General features: G+C 65.4%; 25 protein-coding genes. 15 read left to right on the forward strand and 10 right to left on the reverse strand.

Annotated elements, in window-relative coordinates; translation table 11 throughout:
• Positions 1-67 precede the first annotated feature (67 nt).
• Together AC3WLX_RS21690 and AC3WLX_RS21695 are read left to right on the forward strand one after the other, a co-directional pair.
• Positions 68-1,240 (forward strand): MFS transporter, encoded by a 1,173-nt coding sequence (locus tag AC3WLX_RS21690; RefSeq protein WP_492337525.1) that lies wholly within the window; start codon positions 68-70, stop codon positions 1,238-1,240.
• A 90-nt stretch (positions 1,241-1,330) separates the two neighbouring features.
• Complete coding sequence (locus AC3WLX_RS21695; RefSeq protein ID WP_492337526.1) at positions 1,331-1,696, forward strand: hypothetical protein; 366 nt, start codon at positions 1,331-1,333, stop codon at positions 1,694-1,696.
• 11 nt (positions 1,697-1,707) lie between these two features.
• Here AC3WLX_RS21695 and AC3WLX_RS21700 read toward each other — a convergent pair whose 3' ends face one another.
• Complete coding sequence (locus AC3WLX_RS21700) at positions 1,708-3,021, reverse strand: alpha/beta hydrolase (protein ID WP_492337527.1); 1,314 nt, start codon at positions 3,019-3,021, stop codon at positions 1,708-1,710.
• A 329-nt stretch (positions 3,022-3,350) separates the two neighbouring features.
• Between AC3WLX_RS21700 and AC3WLX_RS21705 the strand changes: the two genes are divergently transcribed.
• On the forward strand, positions 3,351-4,718 hold the full coding sequence (locus AC3WLX_RS21705) for an APC family permease (protein WP_492337528.1): 1,368 nt from the start codon (positions 3,351-3,353) through the stop codon (positions 4,716-4,718).
• A 2-nt stretch (positions 4,719-4,720) separates the two neighbouring features.
• Complete coding sequence (locus AC3WLX_RS21710) at positions 4,721-5,935, forward strand: hypothetical protein (protein WP_492337529.1); 1,215 nt, start codon at positions 4,721-4,723, stop codon at positions 5,933-5,935.
• Here AC3WLX_RS21710 and AC3WLX_RS21715 read toward each other — a convergent pair whose 3' ends face one another.
• Positions 5,936-6,142: a hypothetical protein gene (locus AC3WLX_RS21715; RefSeq protein WP_492337530.1), complete on the reverse strand. Its 207-nt coding sequence runs from the start codon at positions 6,140-6,142 to the stop codon at positions 5,936-5,938.
• Positions 6,143-6,236: 94 nt separating this feature from the next.
• Positions 6,237-6,575, reverse strand: coding sequence for a membrane protein insertion efficiency factor YidD (gene yidD / locus AC3WLX_RS21720; RefSeq protein ID WP_492337531.1), 339 nt, complete (start codon positions 6,573-6,575; stop codon positions 6,237-6,239).
• Between the two features lie 229 nt (positions 6,576-6,804).
• Here yidD and AC3WLX_RS21725 point away from each other — a divergent pair, with 229 nt between their 5' ends.
• Positions 6,805-7,698: a COG3904 family protein gene (locus tag AC3WLX_RS21725; protein WP_492337532.1), complete on the forward strand. Its 894-nt coding sequence runs from the start codon at positions 6,805-6,807 to the stop codon at positions 7,696-7,698.
• A gap of 155 nt (positions 7,699-7,853) precedes the next feature.
• Here AC3WLX_RS21725 and AC3WLX_RS21730 read toward each other — a convergent pair whose 3' ends face one another.
• Complete coding sequence (locus AC3WLX_RS21730; protein ID WP_492337533.1) at positions 7,854-8,321, reverse strand: iron-sulfur cluster assembly scaffold protein; 468 nt, start codon at positions 8,319-8,321, stop codon at positions 7,854-7,856.
• Positions 8,322-8,574: 253 nt separating this feature from the next.
• Here AC3WLX_RS21730 and folE point away from each other — a divergent pair, with 253 nt between their 5' ends.
• The 4 genes from folE (at position 8,575) to AC3WLX_RS21750 (ending at position 12,473) form a co-directional block, all read left to right on the forward strand.
• The gene (gene folE, locus AC3WLX_RS21735; RefSeq protein ID WP_492337534.1) at positions 8,575-9,264 is read left to right on the forward strand and encodes a GTP cyclohydrolase I FolE; all 690 of its coding nucleotides are present in this window, start codon (positions 8,575-8,577) and stop codon (positions 9,262-9,264) included.
• Positions 9,265-9,348: 84 nt separating this feature from the next.
• Positions 9,349-9,771, forward strand: coding sequence for a phosphoribosyl-AMP cyclohydrolase (hisI, locus tag AC3WLX_RS21740; RefSeq protein ID WP_291623346.1), 423 nt, complete (start codon positions 9,349-9,351; stop codon positions 9,769-9,771).
• 183 nt (positions 9,772-9,954) lie between these two features.
• Entirely contained in the window at positions 9,955-11,016 is a 1,062-nt protein-coding gene (locus AC3WLX_RS21745; RefSeq protein WP_492337535.1) for a transglycosylase SLT domain-containing protein, read from the forward strand.
• Between the two features lie 287 nt (positions 11,017-11,303).
• The gene (locus AC3WLX_RS21750) at positions 11,304-12,473 is read left to right on the forward strand and encodes a DUF2336 domain-containing protein (RefSeq protein ID WP_492337536.1); all 1,170 of its coding nucleotides are present in this window, start codon (positions 11,304-11,306) and stop codon (positions 12,471-12,473) included.
• A gap of 281 nt (positions 12,474-12,754) precedes the next feature.
• Here AC3WLX_RS21750 and AC3WLX_RS21755 read toward each other — a convergent pair whose 3' ends face one another.
• The 4 genes from AC3WLX_RS21755 to AC3WLX_RS21770 form a co-directional block, all read right to left on the reverse strand.
• A complete protein-coding gene (locus tag AC3WLX_RS21755; RefSeq protein ID WP_291623337.1) occupies positions 12,755-13,333 on the reverse strand; it encodes an Hpt domain-containing protein in 579 nt (192 codons plus the stop codon).
• A gap of 29 nt (positions 13,334-13,362) precedes the next feature.
• A complete protein-coding gene (locus tag AC3WLX_RS21760) occupies positions 13,363-13,908 on the reverse strand; it encodes a response regulator (RefSeq protein ID WP_074123331.1) in 546 nt (181 codons plus the stop codon).
• A 99-nt stretch (positions 13,909-14,007) separates the two neighbouring features.
• Positions 14,008-14,787 carry an NAD kinase gene (locus tag AC3WLX_RS21765; RefSeq protein WP_291623333.1) on the reverse strand — a complete coding sequence of 260 codons (780 nt, stop codon included), beginning with the start codon at positions 14,785-14,787 and terminating at the stop codon, positions 14,008-14,010.
• Between the two features lie 165 nt (positions 14,788-14,952).
• Positions 14,953-16,953, reverse strand: a complete 2,001-nt coding sequence (locus AC3WLX_RS21770; protein WP_492337537.1) for an autotransporter domain-containing protein — start codon at positions 16,951-16,953, stop codon at positions 14,953-14,955.
• Between the two features lie 400 nt (positions 16,954-17,353).
• Here AC3WLX_RS21770 and AC3WLX_RS21775 point away from each other — a divergent pair, with 400 nt between their 5' ends.
• Positions 17,354-19,594, forward strand: a complete 2,241-nt coding sequence (locus AC3WLX_RS21775; RefSeq protein ID WP_492337538.1) for a caspase family protein — start codon at positions 17,354-17,356, stop codon at positions 19,592-19,594.
• A gap of 429 nt (positions 19,595-20,023) precedes the next feature.
• Positions 20,024-21,559, forward strand: a complete 1,536-nt coding sequence (locus tag AC3WLX_RS21780) for a S10 family peptidase (RefSeq protein WP_492337539.1) — start codon at positions 20,024-20,026, stop codon at positions 21,557-21,559.
• On the opposite strand, the gene AC3WLX_RS21785 is transcribed toward AC3WLX_RS21780, so the two are convergent.
• Both AC3WLX_RS21785 and AC3WLX_RS21790 read right to left on the reverse strand, forming a co-directional pair.
• Positions 21,549-22,934, reverse strand: a complete 1,386-nt coding sequence (locus AC3WLX_RS21785; RefSeq protein WP_492337540.1) for a serine hydrolase domain-containing protein — start codon at positions 22,932-22,934, stop codon at positions 21,549-21,551. The genes AC3WLX_RS21780 and AC3WLX_RS21785 overlap by 11 nt on opposite strands.
• 108 nt (positions 22,935-23,042) lie before the next feature.
• Complete coding sequence (locus AC3WLX_RS21790) at positions 23,043-23,585, reverse strand: tetratricopeptide repeat protein (protein WP_291625426.1); 543 nt, start codon at positions 23,583-23,585, stop codon at positions 23,043-23,045.
• A gap of 250 nt (positions 23,586-23,835) precedes the next feature.
• On the opposite strand from AC3WLX_RS21790, the gene AC3WLX_RS21795 reads away from it, so the two are divergent.
• The 4 genes from AC3WLX_RS21795 (at position 23,836) to AC3WLX_RS21810 (ending at position 26,280) form a co-directional block, all read left to right on the forward strand.
• Positions 23,836-24,189, forward strand: coding sequence for a His-rich protein BRANT (locus tag AC3WLX_RS21795; RefSeq protein WP_492337541.1), 354 nt, complete (start codon positions 23,836-23,838; stop codon positions 24,187-24,189).
• A gap of 230 nt (positions 24,190-24,419) precedes the next feature.
• Positions 24,420-24,815, forward strand: a complete 396-nt coding sequence (locus tag AC3WLX_RS21800) for a hypothetical protein (RefSeq protein WP_291625428.1) — start codon at positions 24,420-24,422, stop codon at positions 24,813-24,815.
• A 262-nt stretch (positions 24,816-25,077) separates the two neighbouring features.
• Complete coding sequence (locus AC3WLX_RS21805; RefSeq protein WP_492337542.1) at positions 25,078-25,785, forward strand: outer membrane protein; 708 nt, start codon at positions 25,078-25,080, stop codon at positions 25,783-25,785.
• Between the two features lie 252 nt (positions 25,786-26,037).
• A complete protein-coding gene (locus AC3WLX_RS21810) occupies positions 26,038-26,280 on the forward strand; it encodes a hypothetical protein (RefSeq protein ID WP_492337543.1) in 243 nt (80 codons plus the stop codon).
• The last annotated feature ends 8 nt before the right edge of the window (positions 26,281-26,288 follow it).

Below are 26,288 nucleotides of genomic sequence, written 5' to 3' on the forward strand. Positions count from 1 at the left end.
GTATCGAGGCAGCTATTTTATCTGGCCGCCCTTTACCCCAGAAACAAGTGCCGCTACATGCGTTTGCATGGAAAATGCCCCCGCCGCCGGCCGTTTCGCGCCGACCGCCCTGATGCTCGGCAACCTCGTCACAGGCTGCTCGGTGCTGGCGCCGGCGGGCATGCTGCCGGAATTGGCCGGGGGACTCGACGTCAGCATCCATGCGGCCGGGCTGCTGATCACCTTCGGCGCGGTGACGCTGTGCGTCGGCTCGCCGCTCACGGCCTGGCTCACCAGCCGCATCGAGCGGCGAATGCTGCTCGCGATCACGCTTGCGGTGCTTGCCTTCGGCAATCTCGCCTCGGCCTTCGCGCCCGGCTACACCAGCCTCCTGATCATTCGCCTGGTGATGCTCGCCGTCGGCGCGCTCTATACGCCGCAGGCGGCCGGCACGGCTGCGCTGATCGTGCCGGTGAAGCGCCGCGGCAGCACCATTGCGTACATTTTCCTCGGCTGGTCCTTGGCCGCTGCCGTCGGTCTGCCGCTGATCACCTTCATCGCCAGCCGCTATGGCTGGCGCGCGTCCTATGGCTGCATCGGCGCGCTCGGCTGCATCAGCTTCCTGCTGTTGATGCTGCGTCTGCCGGCGGGCCTGAAGGGCGCACCGGTGGATCTGAAGACATGGGCCGCCGTCGGCCGGAGCAGGACGATCCTGCTGCTGCTTGCGATCACGATGCTGCAAATGTCGGGACAGTTCGTCGTGTTCACCTACATGGGCCCGCTGCTCAACAAGCTCACCGGCGCTGGCCCCGATGCGATCGGCATGGTGTTCGCGCTCTACGGCGTCTGCGGCTTTCTCGGCGTCGTCATCGCCACCCGCATCGTCGACACATCGGGGCCCTATCGCACCTCGCTGCTGTTCACCTGCCTGCTTCTCGCCGGCGTCACCGGCTGGGCGCTCGGCGCCGGCTCGCTGGTCTTGATGGCGGTCGCGGTTACGATCTGGGGACTTGGCTTTGCCTCGACGAATTCGATGCAGCAGGTGCGGCTGGTTGCGGCCGCGCCGCCGCTGGCATCGGCGACCGTCGCGCTCAACACCTCGGTGCTCTATATCGGCCAGGCCGTGGGCTCCGCCATCGGGGGGCTGCTGTTTGCCCACGACCGCCTGCACACGCTCGGCTTCGTCGCGGTCGGTTTCGTCGTGCTGGCGCTGATCCTGGTGATCCTGACCCGGCCCCGTCCGACGGCTGCCGCCGCCTGAATGCCGCCTCTCCTGCACGCAAGGTGCTTGGCAAACTGCGCGGGAGAGCGTTAGAAGGCCGGTTATGGGGACCAAAGAGAGTTGACTGAGATGAGGATGATTCTGGCGGTTGCCGCGGTGCTCTGTTCAGCTTCCGCATTTGCACAGACCGAGAAGCCACCTATGGTGGGGGACAAGCCGCTGGTGCAGGTCAAGCCGAAAGGCACCAAGGAGGCTGTCGCCGCTCCGAAGGGCAAGCCCCAATCGATCGCCGTGCGCCTTCAGGCCTGCCTCGATATCGACGACGGCACCAAGGATCGCCTCAACTGCTACGACGCGGTTATCCCGCCGGCGCCGAAGCCGAAGCCGGCCAAGGCCAAGGGCTATGCCGACTGCCGCTTCTTCAAGGAAGAGGACGAACGGCTGACCTGCTTCAACGGCTTTGCCGAGAGCATTCCGAAGCTGCCGAAGACCTGATCCACGCCAGGCTAGCGATTGGTGGCGGCGACGCGCGTCAGCGCGAGCGACGGTGTCGCCGACATCTTCACGAGCACGTCCTTGAGCGGATCCCGCGTCCAGGCGCGCGTCACGTAGTCGCGATGGGTGATGCCCTCGCCAGTCTCCACGAACACCACACTGCCGGGCCGTAGCGGCCCGTCCATGTCCTCGGCGACGCTGATGCCCTTCTGCCTGAGCATGCTCATCAGCTCGCGGTCGCGGCGCGCCGTGTGGCGGGTGTAGGCGCTGACGAAGAAGCCGGAACGGTGGCTCTCGATCCAGGACGCGAACTTGTCCATTTCGCCGTAGACCGCATCGAGCAGCACGACGCCGCGGACGCGGTCGCTGATGCCGCCCACCTCCAGGCTCCAGGCCGTCGGCAGGAAGCCGCCGCTATAGCCGACGATCACGATCGGCATGTTGGCGAAGGCGCGCGCGCTGTTGGGATCGCCGGTGAGGCGGGCGAGGTGGGTCGCCGACTCCTCCATGAAGCGCTTGAATCCGCCCTGCTGCCAGAACTTGCCGGCGCTGGAATCGGCGGCATCGACCGCCATTTGCGGTGCGAGCAGGATGGCATTGGCGCCGGAATCGGTAATCTGTTTCGGCACCATCTGCCGGTCGCGCACGTCGCGCTCGAGCGTCGCGCCATTACCGTGGAAGAACACCACGATCACGCCCGGCTTGCGCAGGTCGAAATGCTCGGGCACGTGCACCAGCACGCGGCTGTCGCTGTAGGTCTCGTCCTGCCAGTAGACGCGCCCGGAATAGCTGCGGTGACCGCGGCGGTCGCCCTTGGAGATGTTGAGGAAGGGCGCGTCGGAGGCGGGGTTGTTGCCGAAATAGGGGAAGGCCGACGACTTCATGCTGACGAGCGTCGTCAGGTCCTCGCGGGGCGGGCGCTTGTAGGGGAGTTGCGGCTCGAGCGACGCCACTTTGTACGGCACCTGATCCGGCTGAGGCTGCACGGCGCGCTTGGGCGAGAAATCCGACATCTGCCGTTGCAGCAAGCTTTCACTCGCCGAGGGGAAGCGTTCCCTGAATTGAGGGGCGGGGAAGCGGTCGTCGAACGTGTCGCCGCTCGCCGCGCGCGAGGTTTGCACATTGGTTTTGGCAACGACCTGGACGTTCGCCTGCGAGTTCGCCGCCAGCGCCGCCGGATCTGGCGCCTTGCCGCATTGAACCAGCGCCAGCGACAACGGCACCAAGGCTGAGATCAGGCCAAGCCGGAGCGCACGACCGTGCCGACCGGACATCGCCGGATCGGCACGAAAGTCAGCTCTCAGTATCGGAACGGCCCCGAACATCCACCCATGACCCCAAGCCGCGACATCAAGTCCGTCGGCACGATTTGAGACAATTGAGCCGACCGGCGTTTAGGCGACGTTAAGTGTCCGGACAAACTTCCCCACATCCGGAACGCTCAAGAGGACCATGCAATCGTGTCCTGATTGTGGGAGGGAAAACCGGGAGTTCGCGGCAAATCCAGCGCAATCGTCGGAAAAGCGTGGTTGGGCGGTGTCTTGGTACCCCGCGGCGGCTGCCTCATTTAACCCTTGTTAACCCTGCTTGAATTGACTGGGCCAAACTGCACGATGGGCTCGCAAGGCGAAACGCCTGAGGTTCGAGGACCCTGATGACGGCATCAGATGCGGCGACCGTGCCCTGGACGCGACGGCTGACCGGGAGCGGGGCCGGGGTCTCCGTTCCGGTCGCAACCGCCATCGTCGTTGCCGACATGATCGGGGTCGGCGTCTTCACCAGCCTCGGCTTCCAGGTCAAGGACATCCCGTCCGGCTTTTCGATCCTGTTGCTCTGGATGATCGGCGGCGTCGTCGCGCTGTGCGGGGTCTTCGCCTACAGCGAGCTGGGCGCGATGTTTCCGCGCTCGAGCGGCGAGTACAATTTCCTCGGCCGCGCCTATCACCCGGCCTTCGGCTTTCTTGCCGGCTGGGTGTCCGCAACGGTCGGCTTCGCCGCGCCGGTCGCGCTCGCCGCGATGGCGTTCGGTGAATATGCCAAATCGGTCCTCCCGGATCTGCCGCCGATCCCGCTCGCCATCGGCGTGGTGTGGCTGGTCTCGCTCGTGCAACTGACCGGCGTCAGGCACTCCTCGGCCTTCCAGCTGATCTCGACCATCCTGAAAGTCGTGCTCATCGTCGCCTTCCTGGTCGCCGGCTTCGTCATCGGCGTACCGCAGCCGATCGCCTTCACGCCGCAGCCGGGCGATCTCGTCCACATCGTCAGCGCGCCCTTCGCGATCGGGCTCGTCTTCGTGATGTATTCGTTCTCGGGCTGGAACGCGGCGACCTATATCATCGGCGAGATGAAGACGCCGCAGCAGAGCCTGCCGCGCGCGCTGCTCGCGGGCACGTTGATCGTGCTCGTGCTGTATGTCGCGTTGAATGCGGTGTTTCTCTATTCTACGCCGGTGAGCGCGCTCGCCGGCCAGCTCGACGTCGCCAGCGTCGCCGGCACCGCCATCTTTGGCAGTCTCGGCGGCCGGATCGTCGGCGCCATGATCTGCTTCGGCCTGATCTCCTCGATCAGCGCGATGATGTGGATCGGCCCACGCGTGATGATGACGATGGGGGAGGACATTCCGGCCTTGCGCGTCTTCTCGAAGCGATCGGTGAGCGGTGCGCCGGCCTATGCCATCCTGTTTCAGCTCGCCGTCGCGAACCTGCTGCTGTTCACGCGCAGCTTCGAGGCGGTGCTCGACTTCATCCAGTTCGCGCTGCTGCTCTGCTCGTTCTTCACGGTGGCCGGCGTCATCAAGCTGCGCATCACCGATCCTGATCTGCCGCGGCCCTATCGCGCCTGGGGATACCCGGTCACGCCGCTCGTTTTCCTGCTCGTGACGGCATTCATGATGTACTACCTTTTGACCGAGCGGCCGGTTCAGTCGCTGTCGGGGATGCTCGTCATGCTCTCCGGCCTGTTGATTTATGCTGTTTTCCGCAGGCGGCCCGTCGCCGCTGCCGCTTCACCACATCGCGAATAGAGATGCTCCGATCACTGAGAATTGCGGCCGTCGCCTTCGCCCTCCTGGCTGCGGCCGTGTCATCCGGACGCGCCGCCGAGGTCACTTTCGACGACACGGCGCGCTTCCTGGCGGGCATGCAGCCTTCGGCCGACTCGCCCCTGGTGCCGCTCACCCGGGACCCGGCCTGGCAGCGTCACGCAAAATTCTTCGACAACGCCTTCGCCCAGCTCGAGCAGCGACAGCTCGCGAAGATCCGCAGCTGGGCCGACGTCAATCTGGCCGCGCCCCGGCCGACCATGTTCTACATGTTCAGCGGCCCCGACTTTCTCTACGCCAACACCTTCTATTCCAGGGCCGGCACCTATGTGCTCGGCGCGCTCGAGCCGGTGGGCGCGGTGCCCGACCTCACACGCCTGCCGCGCGGTGCGGTCGGCGCCGCGCTCTACAACGTCGAGCGCTCCCTCGGCTCGATCCTGAGCTTCTCCTTCTTCATCACCAAGCAGATGAAAGTCGACCTGAGCGCCAATCAGGTCAACGGCACCTTGCCGATCCTCTATGTCTTCCTCGCCCGATCCGGCAAAACCATCCGCAACGTCGAGATGGTCGCGATCGACGACAAGGGGGGGATGCATGCCCGCGATGACAACCCGGGGCGGAACGCGACGCGCGGCGTCCGCATCACCTTCGCGGGCAGCGACGGCGAAGCGCGCACGCTGTATTATTTCTCGACCGACCTCTCCAATTCAGGGGCGCGCAGCACGGGTTTCCTGAAGTTCTGCGAGACGCTCGGCCCGGGCAACAGCCTGCTCAAGAGCGCGTCCTATCTGCTGCACTCCGGCAACTTCACCGTGGTGCGGGACTGGCTGCTCGCCAACAGCGCCACCATCATCCAGGACGATTCGGGCATTCCGCTCTCGAACTACGATGCGCGGCAATGGCGGTTCTTCCCGTTCGGGCGCTATCTCGGTCCCATCGACGAATTCCCCGGTCGCTACCAGGAGCGCTACGCCGCGCTGTTTACGCGTGCCCAGCCGATCGATTTCGGCGTCGGCTATCGCTGGCGGACGCACGAATCGAACCTGCTATTGTCCGTGAAGGTGCCGGGCAGCGAGGCCGCGCCGGGAGCCGAGACCACTTCGGTTGCTGAACCGCCGCCAAGGCCGCCGCGTCCGAAGCGGCTTCGTCCGCCCGAGTCGATCCCTCCGTCACAGGGACGATTCTACTGGTTCCGATGATTACCAATGCACGCTTTGGCTCGGCACGATGTAAGTCGTCGTGCTGGGCTGTGTTGCCAAGCTTCTCGCCAGGTACCAGCCCGAGCCGAGGACGAGTGCGAGCAGGGCCATGATGATAAGCAGGTCGATGGTTCTGGGATCGTGTCCCCTGCGACCGAAATGCGGACCAGGCTTGACGTGAAAATGCGGGCTGATTTTCCAGCGCATCGTTGTTTCCTCCCGTGGGGAGCATCATGACAACGCGCGCGGAAAGTCTTGGTTTCCAGTCAGGGCGGCGCCCCACGAAGCACCGCAGCAAGCGTCAGCGCGCATTGACCCCGCGCCAGCGGCCATAGCGCCAGGGCAGATACCATCGGGCCCCCTGCGGCGGGGTGAGTGGCACGTTGTCGATGCCGGACGTACCGAAGGGATGGCAGCGGAGCAGGCGCGCGAGCGTCATCCAGCCGCCGGCCCAGAGCCCGAAACGCTCGATCGCCTCATCGCCGTAGACGGAGCAGGTTGGAAGATGCCGGCAGTTGTAGCCCACCAAGGGCGACAGCGTATGGCGGTACAGCCAGATCAGCGCACGGCCAAACCTGCGCGGCAGGAGGAGCGCATCCTCGAGGGGCTTAGAACAATGCTCGCAGGTTGAATGCTTCATGGGCGCTTTGCCGCGACCTTGACCAAGGTATTGCACGGTTCCGGCGCAGGGAACCGTAAGTTGTTGTTTGTACGCCATATTTTGCATATTTTTTGGGAGCAGTGCAGCAAGTATCTATGGACGATCTGTATTCCCCCGGATACCTTTTTTGTGACGTTCATGTGTAGACTCATTGAACGCAACACGGGGCTTGCCTGAATCGCTCTTGGGGCTTGGGGAAGGGACCAGTTTGAAACTCCTGACGTCGCTCAAATTTCGCGGGTGGTTGCTGGTGGGGACCGCCGTTTGTGGAGTCGCGCTGGCTGGCGCTCTCGCGACATTCGGGTCGTCGGCCCGAGCGGGCGCTGCCCTCGAAGAGCGCAAGCTGCCGATGAAGTTCGGCTGGGTCGCCTGCGAGCCGAACTGCCGGGGCTGGATCAGTGCAGTCGGCATCATCACCGCCGATACCCCCAGGGAATTCGAGGAGTTTGCGCGCGGGCGCCAGCTCGGCGGTGCGACCGTCGTGCTCGACTCCAGCGGCGGTTCCGTCAATGACGCGATCACGCTCGGCCGGCGCTTCCGCAATCTCGGGCTTTTGACCACAGTCGGCGTGAGCCTCCGTGGCGGGCCGTCGACGCGCCCGGCCGTCGCGCCCGAAGCCTATTGCGAATCCATGTGCGCGTTCCTGCTGCTGGCCGGCAAGAAGCGCTACGTGCCGGAATCCGCTCACGTCAGGGTTCACCAGATCTGGATGGGCGATCGCGCCGATGATGCCAAGTCGGCGAGCTATAGCGCGCAGGATCTGATGATCGTGGAGCGCGACATCGGCCGCCTCGCCAAATACACCTTTGACATGGGCGGCGCCGGCGACCTGCTGTCGCTTGCGCTCAGCGTCCCGCCCTGGGAAGACCTGCGCGAGCTCGACGCCGGTGAGCTCAAGCTCACCAATCTGGTTACGACCGATCTCGTGGCCGACGTGCTCCCCCATGTGGACATCTCGGTGCCGGCAATGGCGGAGGCTGCACCGAAGTCCCAGGCCAGGTTCGGCGCGGAACCGGAGCAGGCGAACAAGTCGACCAAGACGGCGGAAGCCGTGGTGCCGACCGGTGGCGTCGTCACGCCGGCCGCCGCGACGCAGAAGTAAGCCCACGATTCCCCGTAATCGTTCCGGGGCGCGCGTCGGCGCGAACCCTGGTGTGCAAGTGCGTGCGCAGGTATGAGCCTGAAGCTCTCGCGCTGCTTCGCTCGGCATTCCCGGTTTGATGCTGCGTATCGCACCGCAACGACGGAGAGGGGGCTTCAGCCCTGCGCTGCGGCGGGCTGCTTGGCCTCGTCCTTGGCTTTGGCCTCGATCTGACCGATGGCATCGACCACGGCATCGAAGGTCAGGAGCGTCGAGGCATGGCGGGCCTTGTAGTCGCGGACCGGCTCCAGAAACTTGATCTCTTCCCATTTGCCTTCAGGTGGCGCGCCGTTCTCCTTCAGCATCTTGCGAACGGTTTCGCGTAACTCACGGAGTTCGCTCGCAGTCGAGCCGACCACGTGACTTGCCATGATGGATGAAGAGGCCTGCCCCAGGGCGCACGCCTTCACGTCATGGGCGAAGTCCGTGACGGTGTCGCCGCTCATCTTGACATCGACCTTCACGGTCGAGCCGCACAGCTTGGAATGGGCAGTCGCGGTGGCATCGGGGTCCGACAACCGCCCGAGGCGCGGAATATTCCCGGCCAACTCGATGATCCGCTTGTTGTAAATGTCGTTCAGCATGTGATGGAGTCCAACACTTCCCACACCCGCGTCCGGGCCGGATCGGCCTTGGCGGGCGCCGTCCACGGTCCTATATAGGGGCGGAACTGGTGGAAAAACAGTCCAGCGGTGCGGCGGCGGAGATCCAGATCTGCGCGGCCGGCGTTATGACCCAGGATCTTTTCGCCGAAAGTTGTTCTGTTCAGGCGTCCGGCGGCTCGCCGCCCCGTCTGCCGGTGACACTCCGGCCGTGAGGCCGTCGAACGGAGTCGATATGGACGCTGCAATCACATCCATCCGCGCTGGCAAGCCCACCGACCGGCAGCCCGAGAGCCGACCGGCCGAGCTCGATCCCGCCGAATTCCTGGCGGCGGCCGTCCGCGCCGACCAGCCTCGCCCGGCCCGCGCCGAGGCGGAGGCGGCGGTGAAGACGCTGCTCGCCTATATCGGCGAGAACACCGACCGCGAGGGCCTGCTCGACACGCCGCGCCGCGTCGTCGAGGCTTTCGACGAGCTGTATCAGGGCTATCACCAGTGCCCGGCCGAGGTGCTGGACCGCACTTTCGGCGAGACCGCCGGCTATGACGACTTCGTCCTCGTGCGCGACATCGAGTTCACCTCGCAATGCGAGCACCACATGATGCCGTTCTACGGCAAGGCGCACATTGCCTATACGCCGGTGGAACGGGTCGTCGGCCTGTCGAAGCTCGCCCGCCTCACCGACATCTTCGCCCGCCGCCTCCAGACCCAGGAGCATCTGACGGCGCAGATCGCGGCGGCCATCGACGAGGTCCTCAAGCCCCGCGGCGTTGCCGTGCTGATCGAGGCGGAGCATACCTGCATGTCGGTGCGCGGCGTTGCCAAGCACGGCGCCTCCACCTTCACCAGCCGCTTCACCGGCATGTTCCGCGACAATCCGGCGGAGCAGGCCCGTTTCCTGTCGCTGGTGCGAGGCACGCGCTGACCTCGCGAAGCTTTATTTTTTGAGCCTGGTCTCTTCGGAAAACGACCTTGCACTTTTCCGGATCATGCTTTGGCGAGGGGTGCCGTGTCAGCTCACTCTCATGACATCGAGGAAGGACTCGCCTTCCGGCCCAGGTTCGATGCGGCCGGCCTCGTGACCTGCGTCGCGACCGACGTCGCCACCGGCGACGTGCTCATGGTCGCGCACATGAACGACGAGGCTTTGCGCAAGACCATTGCGACCGGGGAGGCCTGGTACTTCAGCCGCTCGCGCAATGCCTTGTGGCGAAAAGGTGAGAGTTCGGGTCAGACCCAGCGTGTGATCGAGATCCGCACCGATTGCGATCAGGATGCGGTGTGGATCCGCGTCGAGCAGGTCGGCGCAGCCTGCCACACCGGGCGGCGGTCGTGCTTCTATCGCAAAGTCGAGGGAGCGGGCGGGGAAGCGAAGCTGGTGTTCGCCGACGCCGAGCGGCTGTTCGATCCGGACGCGGTCTACAAGAAGTAGGTGCCGTCATTCCGGGGCGCCCGAAGCGCGAGCCCGGAATCCATCGTACGGCATCACGTGCGGCTCGATGGATTCCGGGCTCATCGCTTCGCGATGCCTCGGAATGATGGCGGAGACCCGAACCGCCGGATTAACCCCGCGTTAACCATACCTGTCCCACGGTGAGACGATAGGGCGTCCGAATTGCCGGCGCCGCTCAACGCCGCGCGGGTCGGGCACTCCAACATGTCGGTCGACAATTTCAGTGCGACGCAGACGGCCGGTCTCGATCCGTCGCGCGCGCGCGTCGCCGGTGCGATCAAGCAGGCATCCAACATCTCCGGCGTCAGCTTCCAGTACATGCTGACCACCGCCAAGATGGAATCGGACTTCAATCCGGCGGCCGCCGCCACGACGTCGTCCGCGCAGGGGCTCTACCAGTTCATCGACCAGACCTGGCTCGGCACGGTGAAGGAAGCGGGCGCGCAGCTCGGCTATGGCAGCTATGCCGATGCCATCACCAAGACCTCGTCCGGCAGCTACACCGTCGACGATCCCGTGAAGAAGCGGTCGATCATGAAGCTGCGCGACGATCCCGAAGCCGCTTCCGCCATGGCCGCGGCGCTGACGCAGTCGAACGGCTTCAAGCTCACCGGCCTGCTCGGGCGCAGGCCGAGCGACAGCGAACTCTACATGGCCCACTTCATGGGCGTCGGCGGCGCGGCAAAACTGATCGCCAATGCCGAGGACAATCCGCAAGCGGTCGGCGCGCGGCTGTTTCCCAACGCAGCCGCGGCCAACCGCTCGATCTTCTACGCCAGGGACGGCCGCGCCCGCAGCGTGTCCGAGGTCTATTCGGTGCTCGATGCGCGCTACGCCAGCGCGGCCAACTCGAAAGTGACCCGTAGCGCAATGGCGATGTATGGCAGCACGCCGTCGACCACCGAGGTCGCGAGCGCGACCGGCGTGCAGCCGACGGCACGGGTGATCGACAATGCCGCCTATCTTCAGACCTTCCCGAATACACGCGCCGTGACGCCTGTCAGTGCGACGTCGTCGACGACCGTCGCGGACAGCGCGCACGGCACGCCGGTGTTTCGCTCGATCTATCAGCCCGGCGATGCCGCGCAGCCGGTCTCCGCGACGGTGCAGAAACTGTGGGGCAACAACGCCTCGCTCACGTCCGTCGCCTCGGTGACGCCGGACGTGCGGCCGCCGCAGCCGCTCGACCTCTTCAGCGATCGCAGCGGGACGTTCTCGAGCTAGCCGAGATCTCGTGTCCCGGACGCGCTGCGGCGCGCAAGCGCTGCTGCGCAGAGCCGGGACCCATGCTGCGACGAATCCTCTTGTTGGAAATGGGCCCTGGCTCAGCAGCGCATCACAGCGTGCTGCGCTGCGTCCGGGGGTACGAGCAGGGCGCCTCTGTTCCCTTAACAAATCATCAACAAAACCAGCCGGTTATGGTGAACGCTTTGTTAAGCGTCGTGGTTTATTTTGTGTTGCAGATGACGAGCCGTCATCGTTTTTCGTCTGTTGTGTAAGCCGGAAGCAGGATGATTGTTCGGCAATTCATTCATTGGATCAGGACGGCGCCCGCCGGCGAGCGCGCCGAGGCGACACGGGCGTTGGCCCGGGCCTGGCTGATCTCGGACCTTTCCGCAGACGATCGCATCGCCGCCGAAGGCGCGCTCCTGATGCTGCTCGACGATCCCTCGCCGCTGGTGCGGCAGGCGATGGCCGAGGCTTTTGCCCGCAGCAGCGAGGCGCCGGCGACGATCGTGCGGGCGCTGTCGGCGGACCAGCCGACCGTGGCGATGCCGATCCTCGAGCATTCTCCGCTGCTGATCGACGCCGATCTCGTCGACATCGTCGCGACCGGCGATGAGGCGGTGCAATGCGCGGTTGCTCGGCGCATTGCGCTGCCGGTTTCGGTCTGCGCCGCCATTGCCGAGGTCGGCTGCGCGGCGGCAGCGCTTGAGCTGATCGAAAATCCCCATGCCGAGCTCGCCCCGTTCTCCTGGGACCGCATCGCCGAGCGCCACGGCCACCTCGCTGCGATCCGTGAGGCGATGCTGGTGCTGGAGGATCTGCCGGCCGCGACGCGCGCTGCGCTGGTCGCAAAGCTCTCGCAGACGCTGGCGCAATTCGTGGTGGCGCGAAACTGGCTGAGCGCGGACCGTGCGGACCGTATCACGATCGAGGCGCGCGACCGCTCCACCATGAACATCGCGGCGCGCTCGCGCGGCGAGGACATGCAAGGCCTGGTCTGCCATTTGCGCGTCACCGGCCAATTGACCGCGGGCCTGATCCTGCGGGCATTGCTCTCGGGCAATCTCGATTTGTTCGATGCGGCCCTCGCCGAGCTTGCCGATCTGCCGCTGCCGCGCGTCTCGGCGCTGCTGCACGATCGCGGTGGCCACAGCGTGCAAGCACTGCTGCGCCGCGCGGGGCTGCCCGAGACGGCGTTCGCGGCATTCCAGGTCGCGCTCGATGCCTGTCACGAGCAGGGTTTCGTCGACACCGACGACGGTGCGGCGCGGCTGCGCCGGCGCATGGTCGAGCGCGTGCTCACCCATTGCGAGTCCGATCGCGGCGCCACCGAGCCGCTGATGGTCCTGCTCCGCCGCTTCGCCACGGAGTCCGCGCGCGAGGAGGCACGGCTGTTCTGCGACGAGCTCGCCGCTGATGATGCCGGCGTATATGACGATTTGATTGCAGCGTAATAAGATGCCGTAGATGCCGTAGGATGGGCAAAGGCGCAGAAGCGCCGTGCCCACCACTCTATCGGCACAATCGAGATCGGTGGGCACGCTCCGCTTTGCCCACCCTACGAGTCCGATCGTGGTGATGAAGGCAAGCCATTCAACATTGTCATTGCGAGCGTAACGAAGCGATCCCGGCTGCTTCCGCGGAGGGATTTGGATTGCTTCGTCGCACCAGTGCAAAATTGCTTCGCAATTTTGTCACGGGCTTCTCGCAATGACGGGAGGAGAGAGCGGTGCGGCTACTCCGCCGGCGCGATGCTCGGGGACAGGATCACCTCGAGATGCTCGGGGCGGTCGCGGTTGACGTGGGCGAGATAATCGTCGGCGACCTTGCGCAGGCGGCGGCTGAGCTCGGCCGAGACGCTGATCCTGTCGAGCCTGGTGTTCTCGTGCACGATGGCGAGAATGGCGTTGATGTGATGCGTGAACAGCTCGGCCGGGACTTTTTTCAGCTCGGGTGCGTGCTCGATGACGCGGCACAGGCTCTCCGCGATTTCCGCCGCCGAAGGAAAGCCGAACGTCGCCGCATCGCCCTTGATGTCGTGTGCGGCGTGGAACAGCTCGTCGCGCAGCTTCTTGGTGAAGCCGTCCTGCTGCACGGCAGTCCATGCGGCGGACAGTCTCTGGACCTCGATCGTCATCCAGTCCTTGAACTCGCCGGACAGGCCCGCCAGCGCCTGCTCGGCGCGGGCGACCGGATCGTCCATGTCCTTTTCCTCGACCCGGCGCAGAACCTTGCGCAGCGGATTGGGCTGCGTGATGATCTGGTGCGTAGCGAAGGCTTTGACCTCGATGTCCTTTGCGGTGTTCTTGGCCATGATGCCTGCCTCGTCTGAAAGAGGTTGCGCTAGATGGAGGAGCGGGCCTTGTCGAGCAGCGAGGGCTGCTGCAGCACCTCGTGCTTTTCGCCGACGCGGCGCTCGGGGCCCATATAGGCGGAGTTGGTATTGCGGCGGCGGTCCGGCCCGAAATAGGTCTTGGTCTTGATGAAGGGGCGGGGATTGGCGACCACGTTGAGGATGCGCTGATAGAGTCCCTTGGCCGAGATCGGCTTGGCGAGGAATTCGGTGACGCCGGCATCGCGTGCGATGGTGACGCGGCGCTTCTCGGAATGCCCGGTCAGCATGATGATGGGCGCGTAAGGATTGCCCTTGGATTCCGGCTGCCGGATCATCTGCGCGAGCTCGAGCCCGTCGAAGATCGGCATGGCCCAGTCGGTGATGACTATGTCGGGCACGTAATGGCTGTACATTTCGAGCGCGGTCGCGCCGTCCTCGGCCTCATAGACTTCGCGCGCGCCGAACGAATGCAGCAGCGTCCGCAGGATGCGGCGCATGTGCGGATTGTCGTCGCAGACGAGGAAGCGCAGTTTGTTGAAGTCGATGCGGAACATGACGCCCGGGCCAAAGCGGTCAACCTTCGTTAACCATATCGCGCCGGGAGTTAACGAAGCGTTGCGACGGCGGGGTCCGAGACGTTGCGGGACGGGGGCTCAGTAGCCGAATTGCTCACGCAGGATGCGCTCTTCCAGGCTGTGGCCGGGGTCGAACAGCATCCGCATCGAGATGGTCTTGTCGGAGAGCACCTCGACGCGGCGGACGTCGCGTACCTCGTCGTGGTCGGCGACGGCAGCGACCGGCCGCTTGTCGCCCTCCAGCACCTCGATCACGACATAGGCCGTGTTGGGCAGCAGCGCGCCGCGCCAGCGGCGTGGGCGGAAGGCGCTGATCGGTGTCAGCGCCAGCAACGCGGCGTTGATCGGCAGGATCGGCCCCTGCGCGGAGAGGTTATAGGCCGTCGAGCCGGCCGGCGTCGCCACCATGATGCCGTCCGCGATCAGCTCGGACATGCGCTCGCGCTCGTCGATCAGGATCCGCAGGCGCGCGGCCTGGTAGGTCTGCCGGAACAGGGCGACCTCGTTGATGGCATGATGCAGGTGGACGCGATCATTGACGTCAGTCGCGCGCATCAGCAGCGGATTGATCTCGGATTCGTGCGCCGCTTCGAGCCGCGCACGCAGATCGTGCGTCGAGTATTCGTTCATCAGGAAGCCGACCGTGCCGCGGTGCATGCCGTAGATCGGCTTTCCCGAGTGCATGTTCTGGTGCAGCGTCTGGAGCATCAAGCCGTCGCCGCCGAGCGCGACCACGACGTCGGCATCGGCGGGTTCGCAATTGCCGTAGTCCCGCGTGAGCTGGCTGAAGGCGGCCTGTGCCTCGCTGCTCGGGCTGGCGACGAAGGCGATCCGGTCGTGTCGCGAGGACTTGGTCATGACTTCCCAGGCAGGTGCCGCTGGCTCGAATATGTTCCGCCGGGCTCGTCTATACGAGAAGGGCCTGCATTGTCGAGGAGGCCTCTCTGCAAAGCAAACAGGCGGCCGTTTTGGCGGCCGCCCCGTTCAATCCAGGGTGAAAAGCGGGTGGATCGCCCGCTCGTCTCAGTATTTCGCGACCACCGCCTGGGGTGCAAAGCGATAGTTGAGGCCGACCTTCACCTGGCTGACGTCTGCCTTGTCGGTCAACGTGGTGGTGCCGTCGCTCGCCAGCGCCGAACGGCGGCCGAAGGCGAGGTAGTCGTACTCCGTCTTCGCCGACCAGCCCTTGCCGAGATCGAACTCGCTGCCGAAGCCGATGGTCCAGCCGACGCGGGTGTAGCCGGACGTCGAGAAGCCGGGGGTGATCGCACCCGCCTGGTTGAGGCAGGCGCGGCCGGCAAGCGTGCCGGTCGATCCGTAAATGCAGTTCACCGAGACATTGCCGTCCTCGATCGCGACACCGGCCTTGCCGTAGAACAGCGTGCGGTACCAGGAATAGCCGACGCGACCGGTCACGGTTGCCATCCAGTTGGATCGGTCGGTGGCGGTCATGAGGGCGGGGCTGAAAGCCACGCTGTTGCCGGTGACGGGATCGAACCCGCTGGCGGTGCCAGCCGTGCGGCTGCCGTGCAGGTTCGTCGCGACGATATCGCCTTCGACACCGAGCACCCAATTGTTGGCCAGCTGATGATTGTAGCCCAATGCGAGGCCGCCAAGACCACCAAGAGTCCAGGGCTTCGTACCTGAGCCCGGCGGGTTGCCGCCGAAGCCGATATCGGTGCGGCCGGCCGCGCCACCGAGCACGCCGCCGACATAGAAGCCGGTCCAGTTGACCATCGTGACCGCGGGCCGCACCGCCTTGACCGGCACCTTGGTCGGCATCACGGCAGCGATCGTCTCGGGCGTGAACTGGTAGCGAATGCCGGCATTGCCGGTCCAGCCGTCGATGTTGTTGCCGTTGCGATAATCGACACGGGCGTAGCCGAGCCAGCCGGTGTTCACGATCTGCCCGGCGATGCCCAGCGAGTATTGGCCGTAGGTGCCGACGCGCGAGGTCGAGGTGGTCTGGGTGAAGGTCTGCGGGACGAGGCCGGGACCAAACGGCCCGCCGGTGAGGAAGGCGCCGTTCGGCAACGAGGTGTAGTTAGTGGTGATGCTGCCCGCGAACTCGTGGAACACGCTGGCGGAAGCGAACGGCTGCCAGACCACGTTCGGCGTCGCGATCGTGGTGCCGGCGCGAAGGCTGAGGCGGCCGATCTCGCTCTTGATGTCGCTGGTGGACACCGTGCCGGGGATGCTCAGCAGGGCCGTGCCGGGGTTGACGAAGCTGTCGACCGAGGTGCTCGAATAGATGAAGCCGGCCGAGGGCTCCACGAACCAATTGTTGCCGACGTCGAAATTGTAGCCGGCCGAGGCCGATACCGAATAACCGTGCGCCCTCACCGGCTGGTTGAAATAGGTCAGGCCCGGATTGTTGAGGGTGATGTTGTAGTATTCGGTACGGACCATCAGGTCGGCGAAGAACCGGCCTTTGGTGGCGACGACATAGGTGCCCAGGAACGGTACTTCATACTTGTTGTTGAAGCCGAAGCTGTCGTCCGATTTCGAGCCGAGATAGCCGGCCGTGGTGCCGAGATGGACGTTCCAGCCGTTCCAGTTCAGCCGCGCGATGTCCGCGCCGACCTGCACGCCGGCGAAGTTCGCCTTGACCGAGTTGGCGCAGTTCGTGGTCGAGGTGTTGACGACCGCGCCGGTGTCGTTGCGGACGTTGGTGCTGCTCGAGCTGGACGTCGTCTTCAAGGTGACTTCGCCGCCGATGGCGCGGCCCCACACGCCGCCGCCCGGCTGGTCGGGCGCTGGATTCGCCGGCGCCGAGACGAAGGCGCTGCCCTGCTGGGTCAGGAAGGCGGTATTGACGTTGCCGATCGCGGCCGAGATCGCCGAGGCCGCGGCAGAGGGGGGAATGACCAGCAGGCCCTGATTGGTCAGCGGCACCCCGGTCTGGACCGGTGCCGCGCACTGCGCGAAGACCGCCGAGGAGCTCAGCGCAAGAGCAACCACAGCTCCGGAAGCGATCTTCAACTGACTGATCCGCCCGATCAGCGAGGGCGCAAACGATGCCATCCTTAGTCCCCAATAAAAAAGAATTTGCGTTCGCACGCCAGAAACTTTCAGAAACGTAAATCACCCGATCGGCGCTCGAAAGCTTGATCCGCCGAGGACCGGGGCCTCCACAGCGGATTTCGGCGACGTTGTACCCGCAAAGTCACACATGTGATGTGACGTCACAGCGATTGACGGCGTCGAGTTGTGACGCAGGTCACGCACGGAAGGCGGCAGCGGGAATAAAACACCTTTGGGCGCAGTCGATTCGCGCATTGATCGGTTGGCGACCCGAAGATAAAGTTCGGCCAGATTTATAGTTTTTCGGACAGGCCGCGTTTCGCGTTTTCAGCATCCCGGTCCCGTGGACGTCATCCCGGGCCGGAACACCCCGGTACGGTGCCTGCCGACAGGAATTTTGATGCTCAGGCGCTTTATCGCAGCGGCTGCGACGATCGTCGGGACCTTCTGGCTCGTGGTCCTGGCGAGCGATTGCGCGTTCGCCGAGCGGCGCGTGGCGCTGGTGGTCGGCAACTCGCTCTATCAATCGGTGCCGCAACTGCCCAATCCGTCGCGCGATGCCAATTCGGTCGCAAAGATGTTCCGCGATGCCGGCTTCGATACTGTTGAGACGCTGAACAATGTCGGCAACCTCGAATTCAAGCGCGCCATCCGCAAGTTCGAGACCACGGCGGACCAGGCCGACATCGCGGTTGTTTATTATGCCGGGCACGGGCTTGAGATCGCCGGCACCAATTATCTCATTCCGGTCGATGCAAGGCTGGCTTCCGACCGCGACGCCGACGACGAGGCGATCCATCTGGAGCGGCTCGTTTCCTCGGCCGATGGTGCCAAGCGGCTTCGTCTGATCATTCTCGACGCCTGCCGCGACAATCCCTTCGTCGGCACGATGAGGCGCGAGCGTCGCAACATGGCGACCCGGGCGGTCAGCGGCGGTCTCGGCAAGGTCGAGCCGACCATGACCGATACGCTCATTGCCTACGCGGCGAAGGCCGGCTCCACCGCGGACGACGGTGACGGCGACCACAGCCCGTTCACGACTGCCGTCCTGAAGAATCTCACCGTGCCCGGTCTCGACATTCGCCTGGCGTTCGGGCGGGTGCGGGACGAGGTCCTGAAATCGACGGGAAACCGCCAGGAGCCTTACGTGTACGGCGCGCTGGGCGGCGGCACGATTTCGCTGGTGCCGGCGCCGGCCGTACCGAAGGAGGCCCCTGTCAGCGACGTGAAGGCGGATTACGACCTGGTGCAGAAGATCGGCACCAGGCGGGCGTGGGAGGTTTTCCTGTCGACGCACCCGACCGGCTTCTATGCGGAGCTGGCGCGTGCGCAGATGGAGGCACTGGCGAGCCAGCCGCAAGCGCCGCCGGCCAGTATCCAGGTTGCCGCCTATCCCCAGGCTGCGCCGCCAAGCCGCGATACGCTGCCCACCCGGGAACAGATTGAGTGGGACAAGATCAAGGACAGCGTCGACATCCCCGTGCTGCAGCGCTTCATCAAGCGCTTTCCCGACGCGCCGCTCGCGCTCGCTGCGCAGCAGCGCATCGACCTTCTGAAGCGCGCCATCCAGGAGCGCGAGGAGAAGGCGCGTGCGGAACGCGAGGCGGCGGCGGTGGCTGCCGAGGAAGCGAGACGCAGGGCGGACGCGGAGCGGGCCGAGCTCGCCGCGCAGAGGAAGCGTGAAGAGGACGAGCGCCGCGCCCGCGAGGCGGAGGCGGCAGAGAAGGCGAAAGCGGCTGCGGCCGCCGCGGCTGCCGAAAGAAAGCGCATCGAGGATGAACGGCGGGCGGCTGCCGCCGAAGCCCAGCGGCTTGCCAAGGCCGCCGAAGCCGAACGCAAGGCGCAGGAGGCCCAACAAAAGGCCGAGCAGGCCGAGCGGGACCGCGCCGCCGCAGCGGCGGCCGCCGCGAAGGCAGCGGCGGACAAGCAGGCCAGAGAAGCCGAGGAGGCGCGCAAGGTGGCCGAGCAGGCCGCCGCCAGGGAGGCCGCGTGCAAGGAGCAGCAAGCCAGCCTGGATGCGATCATCGGCAGGGGCAGCGAAGGGTCCGGCGTCGATGATCTGAAGGCGTTCTCCAAGACGGTGACCTGCGACCGGCTGGGACCGCTGGTTGTCGCCGCGATCGACCGCTTCAATGCGGAAGCCGCCAAGCGGGCGGCGACCCTGCCGAACTCGCCCCAGCTCGTCACCTCGGCGCAGACCGAGCTGGTCCGGCTCGGTTGCCTGACCGGAAAGCCCGATGGCAGACTGAGCGAGCCGACCCGGGCGGCGCTGGTCCGCTATCTCGCCATCGGCGGCCAGCCGGCCGAAGCCGACAAGATCAGCGTCACCCAGAATCTCGTCGGCGAGCTCGCCAAGCACGCGACGCGGGTCTGCCCGGTCCAGTGCAGGAGCGACGAGACCTTGAAGGGCGACGTCTGCGTCGCCGATGAGAAGCCGGCGCCGGCCGCGACCGCCTCGCGCAAGACCGACGATGCGGACAAGCCGCGCCGCAAGCAGACGAGCCGCGAAGCCGACCGCGAGCCGGTCAAGCGTGCGAGGCAGGAGAATGACGTCCCCCGTGCCCGCCAGCAGGCGGTCGCTCGTCCGAGCATCGTGAGTGGCGGCGGCGGTCACAGCACCATGATTGGCGTCGGGTTCTGAAACGGTCGGCGGCGGGCGCCGTTGGCTGCTCGGTTGGGTCGTGATGGAGGGAGCAGGATATGATCAGGTTTCAAGCGCTGGCCCTTGCTGCGGCGGTCCTGGCCGCGGCCATGATCTCCGCGGCGACGCCCGCGGTCGCTGATTCCGGAATCGAAAGATCGGCCGCAAGGCCATTCGCGTCGAGACATCATGCCGCGCGTGCCGGTTCGCCAGCGTTCGTGCGCGCGCGTCCGCTGACGCGCATTGCAGCGATCCCGGCACATGTCGCGTGCGGACCCTGGTGCGGTCGCGACTTCGTGTTGATCCTCGGCATCGGGTTCTAGAGTTTCGCGCCTCCCGTTCCCCAAAGCGTCGCAATTGCCCCCTACGACTTCGGCCCTCGCGAGCTAGCGCGGGCCAGGGAGAGCGGTCATGGTGAGGTGTTGGTCGATGCGGCGAATCGGGCTGGTGCTCGCCGTGTCCGCGGTTGCCCTCGCCGGCGTCGCGCGTGCGGATGAAGCGCCGCAGCCGCGCTCCGAAGCGGCCTCGCCGACGGGACAGAAAAGCGGGCGCAGCAGTGGCGCGCAAGGCGCGACGCAGGCAGCCGAGCCGCACCGCCTCCCGCCGGATTCGACCACGAAGCAGACGGTGGAACTGCCCGGTCGCACCCTCAACTTCGCTGCGACAGCCGGCTCGATCCGTGTGTTCGACGGCAAGGGCGAGCCGCTGGCCGATATCGCCTACACGTCCTACCAGCTCGACGGCGCCGACCGCGCGACGCGCCCCGTGACCTTCCTGTTCAACGGCGGGCCCGGCGCGTCTTCGGCATGGCTCCAGTTCGGCGCAGCGGGGCCGTGGCGGCTGCCGCTCGATGGCGAGGCCCTGTCGCCCTCGGCCGCGCCCGAGGTGAAGCCGAACGCGGAGACCTGGCTCGACTTCACCGATCTCGTCTTCATCGATCCCGTCAGCACCGGCTACAGCCGCTTCGTCGCGAGCGGCGAGGACGCGCGAAAATCGTTCTACTCCGTCGATGGCGACGCCAATTCGATCGCGCTCGTGATCCGCCGCTGGCTCGAAAAGCACGAGCGGCTGACGTCGCCGAAATACGTCGCCGGCGAAAGCTATGGCGGCATTCGCGGACCAAAGGTCGTGCGCCAGTTGCAGCTCCAGCACGGGGTCGGCGTCAGAGGCCTGATCCTGGTGTCGCCGCTCCTGGACTTCCGCGAATTCACCGGCACGAGCCTCCTGCAATATGTCGCGACGCTGCCGAGCTATGTGGCGGTGGCGCGCGAGGCGAAGGGACCGGTCAAGCGCGCCGATCTCGCCGATGTCGAAGACTACGCGCGCGGCGAGTTTCTGGCCGACCTCGTCAAGGGCGAAGCGGACAAGGAGGCGACGACGCGTCTGGCCGACAAGGTCGCCGAGCTCACCGGCATCGACAAGGCGGTCAGCCGCCGCCTCGCCGGCCGCTTCGACGTCGGCGAATTCCGCCGCGAGCTCGACCGCAAGAACGGCAGGGTGACGGGACGCTATGATGCCTCGGTGCGTGGCTTCGACCCTTATCCGGATTCGAGCAGCTCGCGTTTCGGCGATCCCTCCGGCGATGCGCTCCAGGCGCCGCTGACGAGTGCGGCGGTCGATGTGTCGACGCGCAAGCTCAACTGGCGCCCCGACGGTTCCTACGAAGTTCTGAACGGCAGCGTTGGGGAAGGCTGGGATTTCGGCCGTGGCATCAACCCGCCGCAATCGGTCTCCGAGCTGCGCCAGATCCTGGCCACCGACGCCAAGCTGAACGTGCTGGCTGCGCACGGCCTGTTCGATCTGGCCACGCCCTATTTCGGAACCAAGCGGGTGCTCGATCAGCTACCGGCTTTCGTGACGCAGCGCGTGAAGTTCGTCGTCTATCCCGGTGGCCACATGTTCTACTCGCGCGACGGATCGCGGCAGGCGTTCCGTGGCGAGGTTGAAAGGCTGATCAGGGAGTAGGCCGGCGCTTGCGCGGCTTGTATTTGCGCGCGATCTCGCGGGAGACGACCTTCTCCGGCTTCACATTCGCCCCGGCGATCCAGATGTCGCTGATCTTGCCGCGCTTGTCGCGGACGCGGCGCACCGGCTCGCCGTGGCTGGAATAGCCGGCGGCCCAGGCGAGCCTGCCGGTGTCGCGGCCGGTGACCTCGATCTCGGCGGCATCCATGAACGGGTTGTTGAACTGCGGATTGGCGACCAGCACGCGGTTGCCTGCGGGCACGAGATCGGTCGCCCCCCAGATCGTCCACCAACGACCGGTCCAGTCGCGCAGGCGCCGGTCGGGCGCGCCGCGGGTCTGGAAGACGCGCAGGATCTGCATCGCGCCATCCATCCAGAACGGCGCCGCGCCGTCGATGGAGTTGCTGAGGATGCTGATCGACAGCTCGCAAGCGGGGATCGAGCAGGTCCGGGAGATGTAGCCCTGAAAACCGCCGCTATGGCCGAACCAGTCCCAGCCGTCGGTCTTGCCGGCGTTGACGCCGAGGCCGTAATAGCCCTCGACGCTCTGCGGGATGCGCCAAAGATGTCGCGTCATCTCGCGGCGGCTCGCGACCGAGAGCACGCTCTTCTTCGCATTCGGCGACAGCTGCGCGAAGAAGCGCGCGGTGTCGGCGGCGGTGGCGACGAAGCCCGCGGCGGAGGCCATCGCATGGGCAGGATTGTCGCCGGGGATCACGCAGCGCTCGCCAAACGGCACTTTTCGCGTGTGGCCGCGCGCGAACCGGGCGCCCCTCGGAAGCGGTGCGTCCGGCTCCGTTTCACGCAAGCCGGCGGGCCCGATGATCTCGCGCCTGATCCAGCTTGCGTAGGGCTCCTTCGTCACCGCCTCGATGACCAGACCAATCAGCCCAAAACCGTGATTGGAATATTTGAAGCGCGTGCCGGACTCGATCGCGGTCGGCCGCTTCAACTCCTCGCGCAGTTCGTTCGCGTTCAGATAGGGGCGGCGGTCGATGAACTGGCCGGAATCCGCGCCGTCGCGGGTCAGCCCGGCGCTGTGCGACAGCACTTGCGCGATCGTGGTTTCGGCGACGCGCGGATGCAGCCCGCCGACATACTGGCCGACCGTGTCGTCGAGCCGGATCCTGCGCTGCTCGCGCAGCTTCATGATGCCGGCCGAGGTGAAGCTTTTCGAGTGCGAGGCGATGCGGAAGCGGTGGCGCGGGGTCAGCTTCTCGCCGGTATCGAGATTGGCAAGGCCGAATGCTTGCTCGGCGACGACCTCGCCACGATGGACGAATGCGACGAGCACGCCGGGCTGCTGGATCGTCGTCATCTGGAATTCGATCCAGGAGCCGATGTAGTCGATCGCGGATCGCAGCCAATTGTCCATTGCGCACCCAGATGCGAGGGGGAGAAAGGTGCGCGAGGCTAGCCGAGAAAGCGGAACGGGCACAACCCGGAGGTTGCGCCCGTTCGCTTGCATGCAGAGTTGCGATCGTCAGTAGACCAGCGTCGCGCCGGTCGGCTTGTCGAGTGCTTCGGCGAGCGAGCGATACTCCGAGCTGCCGGTGCCCGCGAGCGAGGCGATCTTGTCGAGGTGATACTGCGCCTGCTCGCGGTTGCCCTGTTCGAGCTGCCAGAGGCCGTAATACTGCCAGGTGCGGACGTGGTTCGGATCGTCCTTCAGCGCCAGTTCGTAATAGGCTTTGGACGACTGGTAGTCGCCGAGCTTGCGATAGGAGTAGCCGATCAGGTTGGCGACGTCGGCGACGTCGTCACGCCGGAGCGACTTCAACTGGCCGATCGCGCCCGTGTAGTCCTGCTTGTCGTAGATCGCGGCGTAGGCGGTGCGATAGGCCGCGAGGAATTTGGGATCGCTGACGGAAGAGCTCTTCTTCTTGCTCTTCTTGGTCGAGGTGTCCGATTTTGGCGGCGACGAAGGCTCGTCGCTGCCCGCGGCATACGCGCTGGACAGCACGGGCGCGGCCGCCAGCGTCATGGCGACAAGTCCCGGCACAAAAAGCGTTGAGAGTTTGCGCATCTAAATTCTCCCGTATGGAACGTGGCGATCCTACACGATTGCCTGAAGACCGGAACACCCTCCGGGCAAAAACATTCCCGCTTCGCCCGGTCTATTCGCCCCTGCGCGGATGACAAACTTGTCATCGAGATGAACGGGAGCCTGCAAGAGGCTTCAGACAGGGTTCAGTGCGCCCCGCCTACGCTCCGCCCCATGATCGACGGGGAGGCGAGAGGGCGCCGCCTCGAGATCCTTCCAAGAGGAGACCACCATGTTGAAGACGATCTCTGCAGCCTTGCTCGCCACGTCCGTGATCGCCGCCCCGGCCTTCGCCGCCGAGTCCGGAAAGACCGCCACGACCACCCCGGTGATCAAGGCGGACCAGAGCCAGACCAAGGCAGCGACCACAGCCGCGAAACCCGACACCGGCGTCAAGGCCGACGCCAAAGCGGACGTGAAGGTGGATGGCAAGTCGAAGGCGATGGACGCCAACGCGGCGGCCACGGCCGACGAGCACAAGACGGTGGGCAAGCATCGCAAGCACGACAACCAGGTCTCGGCAAAGGAATCGCAGAAGGCGCGGCCGGATGTGACCAAGCCGGTGACATCAGACAAGCGCAACTGACGACTGATCCCGCGCGGCGGCATCCCTGGCATTGCCCCGCCGCCGCGCGCGGAACTCGGGCCCGGTCCGACCGCAACGCCTCGTGCGAAAGCCCGAGGTGCGGCGGCGGGCCGGTGCGCTGTTTGCGCAATTGCAAGCGAATTCCCTTCGTGCAGGCTTGCGGCTAGAACATCGCTGAGTCCAATCGAACGGAGCGCGGGCCTGTGGGACGTGTGGCGAGATGTGCGGTGATCCTGGCGTTGCCGCTCGCGCTTGCGGGGTGTTTTGGCAGCGACGGTGACCGTCCAACGCTGTTCGATGGAAGCCAGGCCGGCGGGCCGCAGCCCTTTCCCGACAATTTCCGCAGCGACACGCTGGCCCTGATGCGGACCTACCTTAACAACCCCGTCGGAGTCCGCGAGGCCAGCATGGCTGAGCCGGTGCAACGAGAAGTCGGCGGCCGGCAATTCTATGTGAGCTGTCTCCACTTCACTCCGCGCGAGAGCGACGGCAGCTACAAGGCCATGCGCGAACGCGCCGTGGTCTTCGTCAACGGCCGGGCGGACCGCGTGGTCGACCGCACCACCGACCTCTGCGCCGGTGCGGTTTACGCACCCTTTCCGGAACTGGAAAAGATGACGCGCTAGCGCAAAGGCGGCCTTCATCGCCGGGTGCTAGATGGAAAGCCGCCGGAGCCGCGGGATCACATTTCGGGGAGCTTTGAACGGGTAGTTTTGTCTTGCGACAAATCGATGCGGCAGCCTTGCGCAGTCGAATTGACGGAACAAATCCGCGTTGTTGCCGCGCCGTCACAGTAACGAACGATCAACGTTCCGGCATCGCCGCGAAGCAACCCAATTCACGCCACGTTGTTTCCTGAGTGTCGTAAATGAAAGAACGGGGATGATTATGAAATCGATCTTGCTGGGTGCAGCCGCTCTGCTTGCGCTGGCCGTGCCGGCTGCGGCCGCGGACATGCAGCCGCGCACCTACACCAAGGCTCCGGCCTATACGCCGCCGCAGGTGATCTACAACTGGACCGGTTTCTACATCGGCGGCCATGTCGGCGGCGCGTTTGCCGGCGACAGCAGCTTCCAGTCCAGCGACGCCCGCTTCCTGGGCGGCGTGCAGGGCGGCTTCGACTACCAGTTCGCGCCCAACTGGGTGCTGGGTATCGAGGCTCAGTATTCCTGGCTGCCGACCAACAACAACGGCGCCACTTTCCCGCTGGGCACGCAGGTCACCTCCAACACCGACCAGATCGGGTCGGTGACCGGCCGCATCGGCTACACTTGGGGGCCGACGCTGCTTTACGCCAAGGGCGGTTACGCCTGGCGGAATAACAATCTCGGCGTCAACATCGCCGGCGTGCCGCAGGGCTTCACCACCACCGGCAACGGCAAGGACGGTTATACCGTCGGCGCCGGCCTCGAATACATGTTCGCGCCCAGCTGGTCGGCCAAGGCCGAGTACCAGTACTACAATTTCGGCAGCACCACCTTCACCTCCGGCCCAGCCGACGTCGTCGGCGTTCGTGGTCGGGAAGACGAGCATACCGTCAAGGTCGGTGTGAACTACAGGTTCGGCTGGGGCGGCCCGGCGGCCTCCCGCTACTGACCGTCCTGGCGGCAATTCAAGACCCGACAAAGGCCGGCTCCGCCGGCCTTTCGTTTGCCGGTTCTTCCGGGGCTGGAGCCTCTTCGCTTTGCGCGAACAATTTGGCGCGTCATTTGCTTGCAAACGATGCTGGCGCGCTTTCTCACGCGCGTCATGGGGCTGGAGTAAAGCAAAAATAATTTTTGCGCTTTACGGAACTCGCGCTCCGGAACGCGTTATTATGTGAATTACCGGGCTGGTGGGACGACGGACATGCGTATCTTGGTGTCGGCAGTGATGCTTTCTTGCTTCTCCTGCCTGCCGTGCTCTGCACAAACAATCCTCAGATCCGAGCCTCTGATGTTGGCACCTTATGAGGTGGCCTTCGTCAAGGACGCGTCTTGCCCGTCGGGCAAGGTGATGAAGGTCACGGGCGCCATCCGCGGGCTGCATCGCCGCAAGGCCTGCGTGGTCATGCCGGGCGAGCAGGCCTCGCTGGCCGCCGCGACGCCCTAAACTGCCCT

This window comes from Bradyrhizobium sp. FW305-F6 (assembly GCF_058782905.1).